Origin of the sequence: Curtobacterium sp. ISL-83 (assembly GCF_018613895.1) — a bacterium.
In the GTDB taxonomy this organism is placed as follows: Bacteria; Actinomycetota; Actinomycetes; order Actinomycetales; family Microbacteriaceae; genus Curtobacterium.
Genome location: NZ_JAGGPH010000031.1, coordinates 1 through 19240, shown reverse-complemented (window position 1 = coordinate 19240; position 19240 = coordinate 1). Strand labels below are relative to the sequence as shown.

20 protein-coding genes are annotated in these 19240 nt (G+C 66.8%); 10 read left to right on the top strand and 10 right to left on the bottom strand.

All coding sequences use genetic code 11. The features are described 5' to 3' along the window. Positions 1–62 precede the first annotated feature (62 nt). From J7E22_RS17155 to J7E22_RS17145, 3 genes are all read right to left on the bottom strand, one after another. Entirely contained in the window at positions 63–371 is a 309-nt protein-coding gene (locus J7E22_RS17155; protein ID WP_214983053.1) for a hypothetical protein, read from the bottom strand. 267 nt (positions 372–638) lie between these two features. Then, positions 639–1139: an esterase family protein gene (locus J7E22_RS17150; RefSeq protein WP_251009322.1), complete on the bottom strand. Its 501-nt coding sequence runs from the start codon at positions 1137–1139 to the stop codon at positions 639–641. 417 nt (positions 1140–1556) lie between these two features. Next, on the bottom strand, positions 1557–2762 hold the full coding sequence (locus tag J7E22_RS17145) for a helix-turn-helix transcriptional regulator (RefSeq protein ID WP_214983052.1): 1206 nt from the start codon (positions 2760–2762) through the stop codon (positions 1557–1559). Positions 2763–2935: 173 nt separating this feature from the next. Here J7E22_RS17145 and J7E22_RS17140 point away from each other — a divergent pair, with 173 nt between their 5' ends. From J7E22_RS17140 to J7E22_RS17100, 9 genes are all read left to right on the top strand, one after another. Continuing rightward, complete coding sequence (locus J7E22_RS17140) at positions 2936–3154, top strand: hypothetical protein (RefSeq protein ID WP_214983051.1); 219 nt, start codon at positions 2936–2938, stop codon at positions 3152–3154. Next, entirely contained in the window at positions 3151–3507 is a 357-nt protein-coding gene (locus tag J7E22_RS17135; protein WP_214983050.1) for a cupin domain-containing protein, read from the top strand. Before J7E22_RS17140 ends, J7E22_RS17135 begins: the two co-directional genes overlap by 4 nt. Positions 3508–3511: 4 nt before the next feature. Next, positions 3512–5083, top strand: coding sequence for a class I tRNA ligase family protein (locus tag J7E22_RS17130; RefSeq protein WP_214983049.1), 1572 nt, complete (start codon positions 3512–3514; stop codon positions 5081–5083). Continuing rightward, the gene (locus J7E22_RS17125; protein WP_214983048.1) at positions 5080–6192 is read left to right on the top strand and encodes an FAD-dependent oxidoreductase; all 1113 of its coding nucleotides are present in this window, start codon (positions 5080–5082) and stop codon (positions 6190–6192) included. The genes J7E22_RS17130 and J7E22_RS17125 overlap by 4 nt, the downstream gene beginning before the upstream one ends. Positions 6193–6202: 10 nt before the next feature. Continuing rightward, a complete protein-coding gene (locus J7E22_RS17120) occupies positions 6203–7501 on the top strand; it encodes an FAD/NAD(P)-binding protein (RefSeq protein ID WP_214983047.1) in 1299 nt (432 codons plus the stop codon). Then, entirely contained in the window at positions 7485–8726 is a 1242-nt protein-coding gene (locus J7E22_RS17115) for an acetyl-CoA carboxylase biotin carboxylase subunit family protein (RefSeq protein WP_214983046.1), read from the top strand. Before J7E22_RS17120 ends, J7E22_RS17115 begins: the two co-directional genes overlap by 17 nt. Before the next feature lie 344 nt (positions 8727–9070). Further along, positions 9071–9832, top strand: coding sequence for a GNAT family N-acetyltransferase (locus J7E22_RS17110; protein WP_214983045.1), 762 nt, complete (start codon positions 9071–9073; stop codon positions 9830–9832). Further along, a complete protein-coding gene (locus J7E22_RS17105; protein ID WP_214983044.1) occupies positions 9829–11073 on the top strand; it encodes an MFS transporter in 1245 nt (414 codons plus the stop codon). The genes J7E22_RS17110 and J7E22_RS17105 overlap by 4 nt, the downstream gene beginning before the upstream one ends. After that, entirely contained in the window at positions 11070–11498 is a 429-nt protein-coding gene (locus tag J7E22_RS17100) for a GNAT family N-acetyltransferase (RefSeq protein WP_214983043.1), read from the top strand. Before J7E22_RS17105 ends, J7E22_RS17100 begins: the two co-directional genes overlap by 4 nt. A gap of 342 nt (positions 11499–11840) precedes the next feature. Here J7E22_RS17100 and J7E22_RS17095 read toward each other — a convergent pair whose 3' ends face one another. The 7 genes from J7E22_RS17095 to J7E22_RS17065 form a co-directional block, all read right to left on the bottom strand. Continuing rightward, the gene (locus J7E22_RS17095; RefSeq protein ID WP_214983042.1) at positions 11841–12173 is read right to left on the bottom strand and encodes a hypothetical protein; all 333 of its coding nucleotides are present in this window, start codon (positions 12171–12173) and stop codon (positions 11841–11843) included. Between the two features lie 54 nt (positions 12174–12227). After that, positions 12228–13556 carry a hypothetical protein gene (locus J7E22_RS17090; RefSeq protein WP_214983041.1) on the bottom strand — a complete coding sequence of 443 codons (1329 nt, stop codon included), beginning with the start codon at positions 13554–13556 and terminating at the stop codon, positions 12228–12230. Positions 13557–13558: 2 nt separating this feature from the next. After that, complete coding sequence (locus tag J7E22_RS17085) at positions 13559–14512, bottom strand: aminotransferase class I/II-fold pyridoxal phosphate-dependent enzyme (protein ID WP_214983040.1); 954 nt, start codon at positions 14510–14512, stop codon at positions 13559–13561. Beyond that, positions 14509–15027 carry a hypothetical protein gene (locus tag J7E22_RS17080; RefSeq protein ID WP_214983039.1) on the bottom strand — a complete coding sequence of 173 codons (519 nt, stop codon included), beginning with the start codon at positions 15025–15027 and terminating at the stop codon, positions 14509–14511. Before J7E22_RS17080 ends, J7E22_RS17085 begins: the two co-directional genes overlap by 4 nt. Before the next feature lie 573 nt (positions 15028–15600). Further along, positions 15601–16125, bottom strand: a complete 525-nt coding sequence (locus tag J7E22_RS17075) for a hypothetical protein (protein WP_214983038.1) — start codon at positions 16123–16125, stop codon at positions 15601–15603. A 650-nt stretch (positions 16126–16775) separates the two neighbouring features. Then, complete coding sequence (locus tag J7E22_RS17070) at positions 16776–17132, bottom strand: ribbon-helix-helix protein, CopG family (RefSeq protein WP_214983037.1); 357 nt, start codon at positions 17130–17132, stop codon at positions 16776–16778. A 372-nt stretch (positions 17133–17504) separates the two neighbouring features. Next, a complete protein-coding gene (locus tag J7E22_RS17065) occupies positions 17505–17975 on the bottom strand; it encodes a hypothetical protein (protein ID WP_214983036.1) in 471 nt (156 codons plus the stop codon). A gap of 565 nt (positions 17976–18540) precedes the next feature. Here J7E22_RS17065 and J7E22_RS17060 point away from each other — a divergent pair. Further along, positions 18541–19236: a hypothetical protein gene (locus J7E22_RS17060; RefSeq protein ID WP_214983035.1), complete on the top strand. Its 696-nt coding sequence runs from the start codon at positions 18541–18543 to the stop codon at positions 19234–19236. Positions 19237–19240 lie beyond the last annotated feature (4 nt).

Here is a 19240-nt window from a genome sequence, read left to right as displayed (position 1 = left end):
CAACGACCGGCTGAACCCAAGATCGGGTATCGGGACGGCCGCGGAGTCAGGCAGGCACCGTGTCAGTCCATGGGGAACGGACGACGTGCGATCCACACAGTGAAACCAACGATGAGTAGCGCATCGAGAGCGAGGGCAAAGAAGCCGAACCCGGGTGTGAAGCCGGCTTCGAGCGATCCAACTCCGAGAAAGACGGTTACTGCAGCGCCCAACACGAGAAACACAGGCAGGATCAGGCTGAGACGAGGTTGAGCGTTGAGTGCGAGCTGCGCGTTATGGACCCACCGCTTGTTCCGAGCGCGCCAGACAATTCCTGCAGCGGTGAGCACGAGGAGCGCCACACTCATCACCGGGAACAGGGAATCTCGCACTTCTTCAGACTACGAGCGCGGTGGTCGTGGTGCACCTCGATAGCCGATCGGCTACCGGAACAATCCGAGAGCCTCAGCTAACACTCAGGGGCGAACGGCTGTCGCGCTCAAGGATCGGCTACCGGACGACTTCGAGATTGGGTTGCCAGAGCCAGCGAAGGGCGTCGGGGAGGAGTACTCCGCCGTGGTTGGGTGAGTGGCCGCCGTCGCCGGCGACGAGGCGGAAGTCGTAGCCCCCGCCTGCGAGCGCGGCCGCGGTGTCCAGGCTTACAGCGAACCAGTTGCGCTCGCGTTCGTTCCAGTGCAGATCGCGGTGAGCGGCGTGGAGGAAGAGACGCGTCGGCCTGCGGGCTTCGGTAGCGAGCAGGGCCGCGTAGGGTTGCCGCCCGGCATCTGCGCGAAGCTCGGGTTGAAGGCGATTGCTCTCCCCAGGCCGTCTGGGCGGGTCCATGCAGCGGTGACGGCGGCGTTCCCGCCGCTACTGCCACCGCAGATGCCGCGCATCATCGGATCGTCCGAGACAGCGTTGGACGTTCGAATGATCGGCAGTACCTCGTCGAGCAGGTAGCTGGCGTAGGTGTCGTTGAACGCGTCGTACTCGGGGCTGCGGTGCTTCGTCGGAGTCCCCTCGACATCGAGGACGCCTGGGTCGACGAACACGCCGATCATCTGAGGCAGGTCATGCTTGGCAGCGAGATTATCGAGGACGATCCCGCCGCGAACGTCGCCCTCCTGGTCGAGGTACCACCAGCCGTCGTTGAAGAACATGGGACTGCTGCAGGTTCGGTTGACTCGTTGGTTTAGGCCGCGAGTGCGACCTGTGGGTTGATGATCGTCTCGTACTCGATCGGGGTCAACTTCCCCAGTCCTCGCTGACGCCAGGGAGCTGTCTGGTCGTAGACGTCCTGCGACGCAACCGGCGTGGCGGATGAGTGACAGGTCGAGGGCGAACGACTGGTTGGGGCGTCTGGCGGGAGCGTGCGCCTAGCTCGCATACCCCGGTTGCTCGCCTGTCCGCCGGGGCCGGCGGCCACTCACCCCGGTCTGGCCGCGATAAAGGATGCGGCCGTGCAGCCATCGTGCTCTGTTTGGCAAGCGAGCATGTCAATGCCCTGGCTGCGCTCCGGGCATGACTGCCCGGCGGTATCGCCTACTGCGAAATCGACCCAATCGTAGTTCGCGGCATCAAGGTGCCGCGGCTGGTTCCTGTGACTCGACAACCGCGCGCCAGATGCTGACCGCCCGCTCCGTCGCACCGCTCGAAGTGAGTGCTTCGGCGGCGTGACGTAACGCGGCTGTCTGTTCGTGTCGACGCCCGAGAGCTTCGAGGGCGGACGCGCGGACGAGTTCAGCCTCGGCGACCGTTTGGTTGGGCAGGTTGTTGCCGTCCAGGGTTTCCCCGGCCAGGTTGAGTGCCCGTAGGGGGTCCGTGGGGATTGACCGCCGTGCACGGAGCAGGTCGAGTTCGGCGCAGTCATGCGCGTTGCCGACGATCGCGAGGCCGTGCGCGGCCCGCTCGATGAGGGCGTCGACACCGCTGTCGTCGATGCCGGCCTCGACCCGGAGCGCTGCAGTCGCTTTGTGGAACCGGGCCCACGCGCGCAGTGACGCCTCGGGCCGGAGTAGCCGTGCGGCTTCGTCGTGTGCCGCGACCGCTTCGGCGATCCTGCCCTCGGCGAATCGCACGTTCCCGATGGACCAGGCCGCAAGGGCACGGCTGTGACCTTCGGGCAGCGTAGCGGTGAGCCGGTCAAGTTCCTCGGTCGCGAGCGCGAGTGCGGAGGCGTCACCGAGCTCGGCGAGGGCAGCGATCTCGGCGGTGCGTGCCGCGACGACGACCTCTGTCGGGCAGTCGCCTTTCGCCTCGACCGCCTCGACCGCCTCGGTTGCTGCGTCCCTGGCGGCGCTCAGGGCGCCGTCGGCGCGAAGCGCCCGCGACCGGATCGCTAGGGTGATGGCGCGGAGTACGGGGGACGTCGCCGCGACGGCGCTCTCGAGGAGCTCGTCAGTCGTGCGAAGGCACTCGCGGAAGTCGCCGCGCTCGAGTTGGGCCTGCGCGCGGACTTGCATCGCCGCGAAGTGATCACCGGCGGACGTCGACGCCATGGCGCCGCGGTCGACGGTGTCGTACTCATGACGAGTCAATGCCTCGTACAGCAGCACCTGTGAGACCGTCGCGGAGACGCTGTCGGACGAGAGGTCGTCCAGGAGTACGCCGACGGATACAGCGAGTCTTGCGGCGAGGTACTCGGCGACTCCGGTGGTGGGCATCCGCTTGCCACGTTCGAGATGCGAGATGTAGCTCGCCGAGAAGCGCTCCCCGCCAAGCTCGGCCTGCGAGAGCCCTCGCTCGGTCCGCGCTCGGCGGAGGTTCGTTCCGAATGTCGCCACGTCCGCACTTCCTGGCTGACCGCACCCATTCGTCCTGCGACGAACCCGGGGCAAACCTAGCAGCCGACGACCACTGTGACAACTCGCAAGTAACAAATGACAATAATGTCATGCACTTGACAGATCTGTCATATGCTCGCCGGGACCTGACCTGGACTCCGGAGACACCATCCATGTACAAGCGCACCGCAGCCGCTCTCATCGGCACACTAATCGTCGCGTCGAGCGTCTTCGTCGCCACGCAGCCCGCCAGCGCGGGGGAGGGCAACTGGCCTTCCGCCGTGACGGCAGGTGAGGGCAACTGGCCTTCCGCCGTGGCGGCAGGTGAGGGCAACTGGCCTTCAGTCCTCGCCAGCGGCGAGGGTAACTGGGTCCCCGAGGACGTCCTGTGAGCATCCCAACGCCGACTCTCGACGTCACCGTCCTCAAGCACACGCCAAGCGGCGAACCGGTCGAGGGCTATCGACTCGACGAGGAGCACCCCGCGCCCTTCAAAGCGTCGCGATGGAGCCTCGCTCCGGGGTTCACTTCGGACTGGGACCAGCACGACGTCATCGAGCTCTGGTTCGTGTCGGCCGGCACCGGCATTGTGTCGCATGGCGGCGTCACGTTCCGGGTGAACACCGGCGACGCCGTGTACATGCCGAGCCGCACGCGGCACCGAGTGCACAACGATGGCACGGAACCGATCACGCTGTTCAGCGCATGGTGGGCACCCGAAAAAGGGGACGCGAACCGTGGCTGACCACGTGCGCGACCTCCTCGACGAGACTGTTCGGCTGATGCCGACAGCGAGCAAATATCTGTTCTTCCCGGGATACTTCACCCCTAACGGCGAGCTCCACCTTGGGCACGTCGCGGGCCCGTACCTCCGGGCCGAGATCGCTCGCCGCACGCTCGAGCTCTTCGGCGCTCACGTCACGACGGTCAGCGCTTCGGACGCGTTCGAGAGCGGCGTCACCTACGCGGCGGTGACTGGCGGGGGATCGGCTGAAGCGATCGCATCGCAGTACGCCGAGCGCGCCCGGACAGCACTCGCCGACCTCGGTTTCGCGGTTGACCTGTTCGCCGACCCCACCCGTAGCCCCTGGCGCGAGCGAGAGTGGGACGCCGCGGTTGCGGTCATCGACGCACTCGAACGTGCTGGTCGGATTGACCTGCGCGATGAGGAACTGCTCGTCGGCGAACCGCCCGCGCCTGCGGCCGGGGTGGGCGCGTTCGTCGAAGGGACATGCCCGTCGTGCCGAAGCGCACAGAGTGGAAACGTTTGCGAGCTCTGCGGGCGGTGGCTCGACCCGGCGGCGATGAACAGCATCTGGCCGCACGACGGCACGCAGTCTCGTGCGAGGTCCCGCTCCGCATTTGTCAGGACAGATTCTGCCCTCACACCCGACGGCGTCCGAGGTGTTGTGGAAGCGGATTACCAGTACCTCGTCGCCGACCACCTGCACGACGCCGGAGAAACCCTTCGCGTCAGCTATCCGTCGTGGTGGGGACTCCAGTGGCCGGGCGACACTCTCCCGGGTCACGTGATCTCCAGTTACGTGCTTGGGAAATACGGTGCGACGCGCATGCTCGGCGACGCAGTGGCCGAAGAGCTGGGCTCGGATCCGTTCGCCGTTGACGGTGACGTCGTGACGGCGGCATTCGGGGGCCTGGACAGCGCTTTTGGGTGGCTCGCACTCCATGGCCTAACCGGCGATGGTGTCTCGTTCCGCCCGTTCGACCATGTCGTCGTGAACCGCTTCCTGCTGCTCGATGGCGAAAAATTTTCCACTTCCCGGCGCCACGCCATCCGCGTGCACGATGCACTTGACGCCGGCGTGGACGTCAACGCGCTCCGGCTTCTCCTCTCCCGGGTGGCCCCGGCAAGTACGGAGACGAACCTGGACGTCACTACCGCGACGTGGCAGTCCGACGATGATGTCTCGGCGATCGACGGGGCACTTCTACGGACGGTCGGCGCAGCAGCCGGAGGTGACGTAGCCGAGGAGATCGACCCGGACGCGTCCCGCCGCGCACGCGAGGCGTTCGCGGCGCTCCGCAGAGCCGTCGTGCTCCCAGAGGTTGACGCTCTGACCGTTGCTGCGACGTTTATCGACTGGGCACGGTGGGTTTCGGACGGGGGTGCTCCCCACGCGCCGCGGTTTGCGCGCCGTGTGCTCGCTCTCCTCGCCTACCCGCTCATGCCGGCCTGGGCGAAGGCCGTCGAAAACTCCACTGGGGGTGGGCTCTTGCCCGACGTTGCAGCGTCGTCGGACCTGCACATCGCACCTGTGCCGCGGAACGCGCTTGAGACACTTCAGGAGCGGGTCCGGTGACGGCCCGGTCCGCTGCACGTCAGCGCCTGCTGGTTGTCGGTGCCGGCATCGTTGGCATCACGACCGCTTTCGAGGCCTTGCGCGGCCACGATGTCGACGTCACCCTGATCGACCGCACCGCGCCGCTCGCGGGGATCAGCGGGCGCGCCGGCGCAGGTGACCTGCCGCTGGGATGGACTCCGCGCCACAACGACCTCATGCATCGATCGTGGGACTGGCACCGCGACGTCCTCGGGGACGGCCCCTGGCGGACTCCGTACTTGTCGGTGTGGTACGACCTGAGCCCGGAGACTCGCCAGATGGTTCTCGGCGGAACGACCCGCGTTGAAGGAGATGTCGCGGACTTCACCCGACTACTCGCTGGCTCCGGTTGGATCCCGACGGCGTATGACGTCTCGTGGAGCTACCGGATCTCGCCAAAGATCCTCGCCCGACGGCTGCTCGATCAAATGGTCCAGGACCCGCGGTTCACGCTCATGACGGGCGAAGTCCACGAAGCCGTTGACGTCGTTGACGGGGTGGTGGCCGAACTGGACGACGGGCGGTCCCTCGCTGCCTCCGCGGTGGTCGTCGCCGTTGGCCCGTGGGTCACCAGCCGCGTGAACTCCTGGGGACGCCTCGCGACGGATGCCGGTGTGCGCACAAAGCGGGTGTACGGATTCCGTGCGCGGGTGGACCCTGAGCGGCGCACCGATGTGATGTTTGCCGACGCCGACGCCGGAATTTTTGCAATGCCCGCTACCCGTCCGGACGAAATCGCGCTGAGCATCAAGCACGACGAGTGGGACGTTCCGCCTTCGTCGGCGGACCTGCCGGACAGCGTCCTGCAGCGCGGACTCGACTTCATCGAGCGCCGCACGCCGTTCGGCGCGGTTCGCTCGTTCGAGCCGCGCGTGCACGTTGATACATACGACCCCGACGCTGTTCCCGTCGTAGAGAGCACGGTGCCCGGCGTGGTGGTTGTGACCGGGACGCATGGTTCCGGTGTCCGGCTCTCACCGGGCCTCGCACAGGACGCGGTTGCGCGAGTCCTGGGTGCGCCGGGGCGGGGCGCGTTGACGGTCAGTTCCGCGGTCGCGGCTTCGGCGCCGTCATCGCCGGGAAAATAGGGGGGACAGGATGCGGTACTCGGTTGACCTGCTCTGCATTGGAGCGGGAGCGAAAGCGACAGCGGTCGCCGCGAAGGCGCACGTGCTCAACAGTCGGCGTGCTAACCCCGTTCGCGTGCTCGTCGTCGAGAAGCAAGCGCCCGCGGCGCACTGGACCGGCCAGTACGGCTACACCAGCGGTTCGGAGCACCTCGGCACTCGTCCTGAGAAGGACATCGGATTCCCGTACCAGTCCGAGGCGGCGTTCGGGCCGGAGTTCGCCTTCGTCGACGACGCGATGCCGGGGCTGTCGTGGCACAGCTACCTGCGCGACGCCGGTCAGTACGGACGGTGGATCGACCGGGGAGCGCCGGCAGTGTCACATGCCCGGTTCGGCGACTACCTCTGCTGGGTGCAGGAGCGTGCTCGCAATGGCGTTACGCACCACAAGTCCGGCGTGGCACGTCTGCGGCTCAGCGGCGACTCGTGGGAAACCGTGCTCGAGGACGGCACGGAGGTCACTGCGGGGAGCGTGCTGCTGACGGGTCCCGGGAGAATGCAACCCCTGCCCGGTTCCGATGGGCTCGACCTTCCCGATGCCGCAAGCCCGCGCTCCGCGATCACGAGCCGTGTGATCGCGTCGTCGCACGTCGTGGTCGTTGGCGGTGGGGAAAGCGCCGCGAGCTCGGCCCGCGCCGTCCTCGACGCGATCGGCCCCTGCGGCAGGGTGACCATCGTGAGCCCAGGTCACCTGCGAACGCGGTCGGAGACGTTCCAGGACAACGACTTCTATACGAACCCCGAAGCGGGCTGGCCGGAGAAAACGTGGGACGAGCGCATTGACTTCATCCGGCGCACAGACCGGGGTGTTGTGTCCCCGCAGCTGCTCGAACGGTTAGCGGGCGACGACCGGGTCGCGGTGGTGGCCGGCCGGGTAAGCGGCGTGGAGCGCTTCCTCGACGGGTACCGGGTGACGGTCGGCGGCGCGGTGCTCGCCGCCGACCTCGTGATCAACTGCTCGGGGTTCCGCTTGGCCCCGCTCCTCGAGGAGCTCCTCGACGACCGGAGCATTGCGCTTCTCCGCGATGCGGGCCCGCGATTCGACGACGCCGCGCTCGCACGGCTCATTGACGACGACCTGCGACTCGCCGCGCTGCCCGCTCCTCTTTTCGTCCCGGCGCTCGCGGGGCCGCAGGCCGGTCCAGGCTTCGCCAACCTCAGCATCCTCGGGAAGCTCGCTGACCGAATACTCCTGACAGTGCTCCGTCGAGACAGTGCCGCAGCGACGCCGGCATACGGAACAAAGGCGATCGATGCTGTTCTTCGTTGAAGCGGCGACCAGCGGCTCTGGTCTCCGGATGCTCCGCGCCCTGACCGAGCGTGGCGAGCCGACGGCGTTCATCACGAGCAACCGGGCCAAATACGCCGCCGCGAACGACGCGCGCGTGCTCGACCATCTCGAGGCGTTCGGGCGACTAGTCGAGGTCGCCTCGACCGAGGACTACCACCTCCCGGAAGCAGTGACGTCGATGCCCGGACCGCACGGAGTCGTCGCGTCAGGTGATCGCTACCTGGCGTACGCGTCATGCCTCGCCGAGGACTTGGGCGCACCCTTCCCGACGTCCGGTGCCGTCGAAGTCCTCCGCGATAAACGCCGTGCCCGTGCGCTGTACGACGACCTTGGGGTGGGACGGGTGCGGTGGGCGCGCGCCGAATCCGAGGAGCAGGTCCGCGCGTTCGCGACGCACACTGCGGCGACCGGCGTGATCAAGAACGTGCATGGGACCGGGAGCCAGGACGTTCGCGTCTACTCTGGCGCGGACGAGGCGGTCCTGTTCTGGCGGGAGCTCGTCGCAAAAGAGCGTTACCTGCAGGGCGAACTCATGGTTGAGGAGTACGTCCAAGGACCGCTGGTGAGCTGCGAGGTGCTCGTCAGTGCTGGCGTGGCGCAGGTGCTCGGATACACCGACCGCCAGCTCTCACCATTCCCGACCGTCGCCGAGATCGGCTACACCTTCCCCGCCGACTTGCCCGGCCCGCTGCGGGACGACATGCGGCACACGGTCGACGCAGTCGTCGCCGCGCTCGGGATCGAGCAGGCGTTCCTGCACGTGGAATTCGTGCTGCGTGAGGCAAACGCTCACCTCGTGGAGGTCAACCCTCGACTCCCCGGCGCTTTGGTCACCTACATGCTCCAGGACTGCTTAACGGACGATTTTGCTCAGATGGTCGCCGACTCGGCACTCGGAAGGACCGTCCCGACGACCTCGCCGAACGGACTCGTTTCGAGCGGCTACATTGCCTACGCTCCGACCCGGGCCCGCGCGACTGCGCCCTCCGACCGCGACGCAGCTGCGCGCTTCCCTTGGGTCGTTGACGTGCTCGGCGGGGTGGACGTTGGTGCGGAGATCGCCCCGGCCAGTGACTACCGCGGCGCGGTCGGCCATGTCCGCGCCCTCGCGTCCAGCCAGAGCATCGCGCAGACCGCTGCCCGCGCCGCCGCAGAGTTGATGGTCCCGCCGAGTGAACCTGTCCCCGACATCGAGGAACCATGATCCACACTCAGCTCATCCCACTTGCACACCCCCTCCCGGACGACGTCGAGTCGTTCGGAGGCGGCACGACGCTGTACTCGTCGCTCCGCTGGAACCGAGCCTTCTCCGGACGGGACGCGACGTCGTCCGTGGTGGTCGCCCGTGACGAACGGGGGGTGGTCAGGGGGACGCTCCTCGCGCACCTCATGCCGGAAGGATCACGCAACACCGTGTACGACGTTGTGACCCTGCTCGATGGGGCCTTGGACATCACTCCGCGAAGTGCGCAGCTGTTACTCGGATCCCGCAACGGTCAGTGGAACGGATACCGGATCGACGCCGATGGCCCATTGCATCGAGCCACGGTGCTCAACGCCCTCGTGGATGAAGCTCGGACCATCGCCGACGTTCCTGTCGGGTTCCTCTACGGTCCGCGCCCCGAGGCCGAGGAGATCACCAGGGCGATGGGAGCTGACGCTGTCCTCCTCCTCACTGAGGCGAACTCGACGGTGTACCTCGATGGCGGCGGCTTCGACGCGTACACCGCGCGCCTACCCGCGAAGCGGCGTTCGGACGTTCGACGAGACCTCGAGGCTGCCGGTGGCTTCCCCAACAGCGGACCCGTCGGCGCGGACGACCCGGCACTGGCAGCCTGGGCGGAACTCGCCGCCGAAACTCAGCGGAGGCACGGGCAGCCCGCCGACGCGGTGCGACTCAGGACCTATCTGCGCACATGCGTCGAGGGGGCGGAGCGAGCAGTGGCATTTTGGTACGGCGCCCGCGCGGACCCGACAGCCTTCGCGCTGGCGCTCGTGTACGACGGCGTGCTGTGGCTCCGACTCGTTGGCCTGCGGTACGACGAGCACGGCGGCACGTCCGGACGCTACCCCGGCGTGCTCGTGTTCGGGCCGGTACGGGTGGCGGCAGAGGAAGGACTCGCTGCCGTTGACCTCGGCGCCGGCCTGGCCGACTTCAAGGGGCGCAGGGGCGCCCAGAACGACGCGCGGTGGTCCGCGATCCTCCCAGCCGGGCTCCCGGTCGACCCCCGACTGATTGCCGAACGGAACGCCGCAGAGGCCGTGCGGCTGAGCGTCAACCTAGACTCACCCCAACGGGTGCTCGCGTGAGCGTCCTCGCCGAGACAGTCGAGTGGCGTCCACTCTTCAACCGATTTTGGGCGAGCCACTCCCTCTCGCAGCTCCTAGCGCAGACAATCGCCGTTGCGGTGCCGCTCATAGCCATCTCGGTGCTGCACGTGCCGTCGGCGCAGGTCGGCCTCGTGACTTCACTGCAATTCGCTCCGGTCCTCGTCGTGACACCGCTCCTCGCCGCCCGAATCGACAGCGTCGCGCGACTGCCGCTGATGCGTGCCGCCCACTGGGCTCGCGGTGTGCTCTGGCTCATCGCTGCGGCGCTCAGTGTGACCGGCCTGCTGTCGTGGACGGTGCTCATTTTCCTCGTGACCCTCGCGGGGGTCTGCACCGCAGCGTTCGATGTCGCCACCCAGACGTTCATTCCGAACCTCGTGCCGCGCGCCGAGTTGGTGACGGCAAACGCTCGGGTGCAGGGGTCGTTGTCGTTCGCGCAGATCGTGGGGCCCGCCTTCGGCGGCGTACTCCTCGGGACCGGACACGTCAGCGCCGCGTTCGTGCTGTTCGGCGTCGCGTTCGCAGCCTCGGGTGTGCTCCTTCTCCGGGTGCACGTGGACGAACGGACCTTCACCTCCGAGGAGTCCTTCGCCCGCCGGTTCACGGCTGGCTTCCGGGTCGCATTTGGATCGGCGGTGCTGCGTGGTCTCCTCATTAACGCGACCTGGTTCAACCTGTTCGAGCAGCTCATGATCACCACGTTTTTGGTGTACGCCGTGCGGGTAGCCGGTCTCGGGGAGGGGACAGTTGGTTTCGTCATCGGTGGGGGCGCCGCCGGTGCCCTGCTCGGTGCGGTCATCAGCGGACGGCCTGCCCCCGGCAGCACGCGCGTCCGACTGGTCCTGTTTTCCGGCCTAGCCGCCGTCGCACCAAGCGCCCTCGTTCTCGTGACCGACCAGGGGCCGCGATCGATCATCTGCGCCGTCGCCGCATTCTTCTGCTACGGCGTCGGGGTTGCCGCATATAACGTGGTTGCCATCTCGTTGCGGCAGCGGGCCACGCCCCACGACGGACTCGGGCGGGTAGGAGCCGTGTACCGGATGTTCGCGTACGGCGCGATCGCCGGTGGTGCCGCGCTGAGCGGCCTCTTCGTCTCCCTCGTCGGTCTCCGAGATGCACTCGCCGTCGCGGTCGTCGCACTGGTCGCCGGGTGGATCGTGATGAGCGTGGTCCTAGTCCGTACCCTTGGCACACACGCCGAACCTGGAGGAACAACGTGATCATCCGAGAACTCACCGCCGACGAGAGTTCCCTGGCATTCGACGCGATGCGTGCACTGCGGACTGCGCTGACCCGTGAGGAATTCGTTCGTCGAGTGCGTGAGCAGGCGCGGGACGGATACCGTCTCGTCGCGGCGTTCGACGACGCGACGACGACCGTGTTCGCTGTCGCCGGCTTCCGTTTCGCCGACAACCTGGCTTGGGGACGCCACTGCTACATCGACGACCTCTCGACGGTCCCCGCGGCCCGTGGGCGCGGTGCCGCGTCGCGCCTCCTCGCTTGGATCGCGGATGAGGCAGGCCGCGCCGGGGTCACTCAGGTGCACCTCGACTCGGGTGTGCAGGCCGAGCGGCAGGACGCCCATCGTCTGTACTTCCGTACGGGCTTCCGCATCAGCTCCTACCACTTCAGTCGAGTGGTCTGACCATCGAAATGGTGGAGCGTTGCGGCTCCGTCTTGCGCCTCCATTCGGACTGTCGGCGCATCAGCGACGCACGCCACAGCCGCAACACCATTTGCCCGCCCGACCGCACGCGCCGGGTTTGACCGGCCTCGCTGGGTGGCACGGTTCTGGCGCTGCGCCTTGTCCCGTCCTGTTCCGTTTGGCGATGGTCTACCCGACGGCCTGCGCCGTCCCGGAAGGTCGTCGGGTACACGGCCGGCTGTGCGACCCCCAGTGCGTTGAGTGGTGGAAGAGGCGCAGCCCGGTCTGGACAGGCGTTATCTCGTGCTCGCGGGCAGCTCGCCGAGATGAGACCAGGGACCGCTACTCCAAGCTCGACTGGCGTGTGCGCTGGACTGCGTGGGCGGCGGCTTCGACTTCTGGTGTGCGGGTGGATCCGCCGGGTTCGATGAGCGTGGTGACACCGTGCTCGGCGGCGTAATCGGCGTTGTCGCAGAACGGCACGTACCCGTCCGAGACACGCGTCACCCCTGTGAGGTCCGCAGCGGTCTGCCCGTTGTACCGCGCGGTCGCCGACGACGTCTCGGTGCCGGCAGACGACGAGTTCGACGAGTGGCCCTCGGTGTCAGAGCAGTCCCTGCGCGTGCCCGTCGAGGGTGCGCCGTCGCGTGGCCCCCTGGCTCGGTGGCAGCTCACCGAGCTCTCGTTGGCGGGGCTGCATCCTGATGCGCTGTTTCGCGTCGTCGGTGGTCAGCCCGCGGCACGGCTCGGGGCTCGCGGCGCTCCTGCATCATTCACTCGGTTGATCGGCCCGCGGACGCCCTGTGCAACGACGAACGCGATCCGCGCGAGCAACAACACCGCCCACGTCGCCTCCGCAGTCGCGACGTGCAGAATCGCGATGAGGAGCAGCCCCGGCGCGGCGACACCACAGTACGCACCGAAAAGCGCCGGCAAGCCACGGAAGGTCGACTCGGCGACCTTCCGGTAGGCGTAGAGGACACCTCCCCACGGCTCGAGCACGAGCTGGGCGACCATCATCGCCACGAGGATCCAGGAGAGTTCGTCGAGCGGTCGGACGATGGCGCGGGCGCCGACCAGGATCGCGGCGGCTCCGAGGAGAAGTGCGACGCAGCTGGTCTGCACCGTGGCCAGTCGCATCGCGTTCGGCTGTCCTTGTTCCTTGAGGACGAACCGTGCCCCGACGACGCCGAACTGCTTGAGGGGGACGATCGTGGAACGCATGAGCGAGACAGCGAGCGCCACGGCGGCGCCGCTCGCAGGCGAGTAGGCGCTCGCGATCAACACCGCGGCCGTGAACGTCACCATGAAGACCAGTCCGTCCACCGACGCTGCTCCTCGTTCGACGAGGGAGTGCAGGGCGGCGGCAGGACGACCGGCTGCGCTGCGAGCGGCCGATCGGACAGTCCTCGCGCTCACCAGGCCGATCGCAGCGAGTTGCCGACCTCGGATGGCTGCTCCGACCACGCCGGCCACAGACGTCGCCCCTCCGAGCGCGACCACCGCGACGATCGGCGGCGTGTGCGCGAGCACGACGACGACCGCCACGAGCGCCTGCATGACGGTACCCGTGGCGGCCGCCCCGAGGTTCCCGACGTCTCGGTGCAGGCTCTGGAAGGCTCCGTTGAGCACGAATCCGATCGGGGTGAGCGCCACCGCCGGGACGGCGCACAACCAGTACACGGCGAAGAAGCCGCCGATGTCGGTGTTCGTCCACAGCGCGCAGATGATGCCGACGACCGCACCGACGACGAGGAGGAGTCCCGCTGCGCCGAACGCCGCGGTGAGCTCCCGGTGCAGCGCGGTCGCTGCGCCCCTCGGTCCCACCGCACTCTTTCGTAGCGCCGGCGTGCACGCGCGGACAGTGGTCACGACGAAACCGGATGCGAGGACCGTCACGACCGCGGTCATTGAGCCGCCGAGTCCGACGGCAGCGCGCACCTCGGGCGGATAGGTGGCCGCGAGCACCAGGAGGACGATCACCACCCGGAAGTTCGGGAGGAACAGAGCCGACGCGGCGAGGCTCGCTCGCCCCAGGTAGTCGCGTCTGATCTGCATGGTCATCGCGTGGCCTCCATCCGGACCGTCATGGCTTCAGATGCGTCGAGACGCACCAGTCCGAGCCGTGGGTAGCCCTTCCAGCCAGAAGCTCCGTAGCGACCCTCGTCAGGGGCTGGGTCCCTGATGGTCACAGCGAATGCGTTTCCGTCGTGAACGACATCTGCCCCGCTCTTTCGGAGCGCGTTCACGAGGCGCGCGTGCAGGGATCGCTGTCGTCTCGCCACCGAAGCAGCTCGATCTGCGATGGCGCGTCCCCCGTTCTCGAGCAGCGCCTCGAGTACGGCGCACTGGAAGACGTCCAGCTCCATCGGGTTGGCTTCGGTCTCTTTCCCCTGACCCCGGCCGAGGAGGAGACCGAGCCGAACCCCGGCAAGCCCGAGCGACTTCGACGCGCTGACGATCAGATCGGCACCGTTCGAGCGTGCCGTCTCTGTTACCGCCGCAGCTCCCTCAGCGTCGAGGAGCGCGAAGGTTGCATCCATCACGACCGGGGCATGGCACCGGACGCTCGCGGCGAAGAGGTTGCCCACATCGTCGACATCGACAGGCGAACCAGGGAGAGTGATGACGACCACGTCGTCCCGACGGGCGCTTTCGAGGTCTTTCGCGTCCCGGTACCGGAGGATCGGGGTCCGAGTCGCGGCGGCGGTACGACCGAATCCGGGATACGCGTTCGCCGGTACGAACATCCGCGCGGGCTTCCGAGTCGCTACGAGCGCCCGAAGTGCAGCTTCAGCCCCTCTGTGGATGGATGACCGGGTCCCTTCCACATCGATCTTGAGTCCTTGCGCAAGCGCCGGTCCGGCAGTCCTCACATCGACGCCGACGTACGGATTCCAAGGTGCCGAAAGCACCAGCTGCGCGACGCGCTCCTTCAAACTGGAGCCAAGGTCACTCCCGTGGGTCGCGAATGAGACCCCCGGCGGAGGAACCAGGTCGTAGCTGCCAGTCACGAAACAAGAAGTCGTTCGAGGTCATCGGCCTCGAGGACCCGCCAGTGGGAGTCTCTCGGAACTTCGGCTTCTGGGCTCGCGGAGCGACCAGCGGCGTTGATGTCGGCGAGTGTCATCCCCAGTTCCGAGCGGAGGAACTCCGTGACGGTCCAGTGCCGTGCGCGTTCCTCGGTGAACGGACCGAAACTGTGCACGTAGTCCGGCACCCATCGCAGGAACTCGTCGACGAACTCGGTATCGCCGATCCTCGTGGCGTAGGCATCCGGACTGATGGACTCGTGATGGATGAAGCGCTTCCCAGGCAGGTCCGAACAGAGCGCTCCGTACGCCCGAGTCTGGACGATGAACTCGTGCCAGACCTCGTCAACGTCTGGCGTGACAACGATTCTGCGTCCAGTCGTTCCCGACATGATCGCGAGGTACTTCAGGCATTCGATGATGTGCTGGTCAGTGCACTCGATGCCGCGTTCCGTGACTCGGTCACGTACGGTTTCCACGTAAGACTTAGTGATCAACGTTGATCCCCCCATTTGGATTGACCTCTTCAGGAACAGCCCTGGAGACGGGCCGGCGCTGTGTGAGAACCGGCCCGTCCCGTTCGGTTACTCCACTTCAGCGCAGCAATCCATGTGGACTTCCTTGAGTCGCTCGATGTGCTGCGCCTTGATGGCTTCTGCGATTTCCTGCATCAGTCACCCCTTCCTGATCCTCCGGCCGGCATCACTGCCCGCGGAATGGAGACCCCCTGTCTCCATGGCCGGCACGCTACCGGGGTTGCAGAACCCAACTTCATGAGAGACGTCTCAGGTATTTCAGCTGGCAGCAGTCGCGAAAACGCGTCATCGTGTCGATGGGCAGTCTTCGACCGTCACCTGATCCACAGCGGCGCCGGGGCACCGACTACTCGCCCTCGCCGTGCTCGGCCCTACCAGCTCGCCCTGCTCCGATCCAGTACTGCATGACAATGTTCCCGTGCCGGCGAGTTCCGACTCCTGCGTGACGCAACGATGCCAGAACCGTGCCGCGGAGCGTTGCTGATGACCCGCTCGTGTAATTCGTCGTGTCCTCGGGCAGGCCGGAACCCGCGCCTACTGCGCGCGTTCGTCAATGCGGTCGTACGCGGCACCCACGAGTGGAGTGACGTCCACGCCGGCGTGCGCCACGTCCCTAACGAGCACCGCCGACGAATTCGTGTGCTCGACGCGGCGGCCGATCGAGCAGGTCTCCTCGCGATCGAGCTCACGCGCCCACCGAAGGTCGTACGTTTCGGCGTCGAAGAGCAGGAACAGCGCTGCGTGAAAGTCCCATGACCGAACGGCGGAGAAGTTCTGGCTGCGCTTGTCGTTGGACTGCACCGTGCGCGCCTTGACCTGGATCCGTCGGCCGTCGCTCGCGATGAGGTCGTAGCTCTTCTCCGAGTTGGGTGCGAGCGTTCCGCCGTAGGCGCGAACCGCCAGGCTCTCCGCGAGGTCGCCGAGCGGCGAGTTCCGTGTCCGGACGAGGTTCCGCCGCTCGAGTTCGTCGAGGATCGCGACGTAGCTGGCGAGAAGCTCGCGGACCGACAAGTCCGCGGGGTTGAATGGTGGCCGCGGGACGGGTGGAACGTCGGACATGGCGGCAGCCTACGTCGCATGCAGCGCTGGCCTCGAGAAGGCAGAACCCCCGCACCCGGATGGCTGCGGGGGTTGGAGAAGGTAGGCGCGACGCCGTGTTCAGACCTTCGACATCCGCATGGTTGCCGTGATCCCGGTGATCGTCACATCCCCGTAGCCGATGGGCCACCAGACAGCCCGCGAGTACGGATCGGGGGACGGTTGGGCGGAACGAGCTCGCTGCTGATTGGCGCCACCAGGGCAAGAGCTCTCACCGAGATCAGCCGTTGCTTGCCCGCGCCCTCCGCCATCGAGAGCTAGCCGACCGCCTGCGAGCGGGGTCGCTTCGCCGCCTCGCGATCCGGCGATCCGAGGCGAACAACTCGCTCATCGCGGAGGTCGACGACACTCACTACCGCCAGCAGCGCCGTCAGCTTTAAGTTTGTACTCGCCCGTGACCTTGCGACACGACCCTCGCCTGCGGGCTGTGGCTCGGCGGATGGAGGAGGACCTCGCCGTGCTGGTGCGCTTCTACCAGTCCCTCAACCTCCAGTCCTGCGGCGCCCTGAAGCAGGAGCTGACCAGTTATTGCGGACCGGGTGAGGGTTACGGCATCCGTCGAGGAAGACCGGGCAGCGCAAGAACGGGAAGCAGGAGCTCACCCCAGTGGTTCAGCGGTTCCCAGAGACGGATCGGCTAAACGCGACGGTCTGAATTTGGGGGCCGGAGCTGCTCGGAACGATGCCGCTCCCGAGCTGTGACTGCCACTGCTGCACGGTCTCGACGTGCACTTGCTGGGCACGGTAATTGCGCACGAGCGTCTCGGCTGCCTCGCGAAGAAGGGTGCTCAACGATTCGTTGCGTTCCTCGGCGATCTCACGAACGGAAGCAATGAGGTTGGCGTCAAGGCGCAGCGACACCATCTGCTTGAACTCCTTGCCCTGCACCGGACGGGCATCGAGTACTTCGTCGCCACCTTGCGTGGCGTCTGCTGCGGCGCGAAGCGCCGCTTCCTCCTGGCGGTTCATGGTGAGGTCCTCGGTCTGTCGAGTTGGATTACTGCTTTGGGGGCCACGTTAGCTGTGTTGCCCGCTCCCAGGCTGCTCGCTGTGCGGGGGTGGCTGGCCAGCCGGTCAAGGGGCGGAGCCAGTCTCCGCGTGTGGGGGAGATGACGAACAGCACTGTCCAGAGGTTGTCCCATTGCCGGTCCGGGCCGACGATAACGAAGTCGGCTTCAGTTGACGGCAGCCGGATCTCGACCGGGTTCTGCCACAGCACTCCACTCACGACGCGTTCTGTGACGCCATGATGGAGGCAGTGGGCGAGATTTCCGTCGTCGTCGTCTTGGTCGTCCCACTCGACGACTTCGAAGTGTGACGGGTCAAACACTGAGCGCCTTCCTACATGCGGGGGAGGTTTGTCGGGTCGAGCGGGTTGAACGGCATAAGTTGCTGCACGACGCGGAAGGGCCACCGGTTCAGGACCTCGCCGTCGACTTCGAGGATGGCAGAGAACTCACCGGGCCGCTCGAACACGAAGTTGTTGATGACCGCGGCCAAGGGGAGGATGGCGGCCTCGCCTTCGCGCGCGTCAGGGGCGGTGCCGGCAGCGAAATTCCCGGTGATCGTTCCGCCGATCTGCTCCCCGTCGGCGTTCTCGAAGCGCATGACGAATTCGTGCTGTTTGTGGTCGTGCCAGGGGACGCGGATCGTGGCCGCGACCGCGAAGTTCAGCGCTGCCGGGAAGCTGGGGAAGTTCAGGCGGCTCCAGAAGCCGCCATTGACGTAGAGCTTCCCGCTCTCCACCGCGGCATGATCCGCAAGGAAGAGCGCTGGCGAGTCGAGCGTCGTCGGACTTGTCGCTGCTGTCATACGTGCAACCTAGCACGCGTATGACAACTGGGCAAGGGAAGCGACGCGGTCCACAGCGGTGCTGCGGGGCGCGCCGACGGCTACAGCGCCGAGAATGGGCGGGACGACCACGTTGGGAAGCGTGACCGACCTGGCCACACGGCTCGGGGCGCGCAAGGACTGGCTGGAGAGAACGCCGCGGTGATCGCGGACGCGATGAACGTCGACGACCTCCGAGTCGTCCTTACAACGATGGGCATACGGCCCCAAGTCCAGCGGGTGATCGGGGCTTCGATTAGCACGTTGAGTTCCCCGATGCTCGGGTACTCCGTGCCACTCTTGGTCAGGAGCTGGCGCACATTCGCTTGGCGGTGCCGCGGGGGGAGCGATGGGGTACCTGGCATGACTGCTCGTTCCGCCGCACGGCGAGATCGTGGGCGGGCTATTGGCGGCCGCCGCGGCGGTAGCGCATCCGCAGAACGTCCTCCCGGCCGAGCGCCGAGCGCGACGAAGTTCGCGGCCGGGAATCGGGCAACTCCGGATCCAGGAGAAGGCTCGGTCGCAGTCACTGGGTAGATTGAGCCCTATGACCCAGATGCTGGCGGCGCTCTTGGGGGCACTCCTGGGTGGCTTTCTATCCGCTGGAGCGAGTGCCTGGCAGACGAGCAAGGTCCTGAAGCACGAAACTGCGATGGCAGTAGCCGAGCGCCGTGAGGCCGAGCGGGTGGAAGACGCACGTCGACAGTCAGTCGTTGCTGATCAGTTGATTGCGGCTCTCGCCAGCTATCTGACGACCGCTGAAGGCCGCCTCGAGGCTGCTGCCCGCTTCGTGCGAATGCGCACGACCGAGGACGTTCACCGTGATCGCGACCGTCGAGCGTCCGCCCTGCTTGAAGCCGGTGCCAGCTACGCGCACGCCCTCCCTAAGCCGGTGAGAGAGCGTTGGGATGCACTCATTTGGCTCGTCCGTTTCAACACCTCGAGGCAGCCCGAGCGGTCCGATGACGACAGGCGACGCGACTATAGCGATCTGCTGAACTACAGCGAGTACGTGCGGCGATCGCTGCGCGCCGTCAGTGAGGATGATCCGATGCCTCCGCCGTACACCGCGCCCGATGTGCGGCGTGCGGAGCGCCGGGTATGGGGCTACAAGCCCGCGCCGGGAAGCAATGAGCCTGGCCTTTCCGACTGGCAACTCAGCTCTCGCCTCGTCGGAGAGGTGACCTTCAGCACAGGTGAGGTGCGCTGGTACGGCCCTAACGGACTAGGGCGTGTCTCCTAATTGG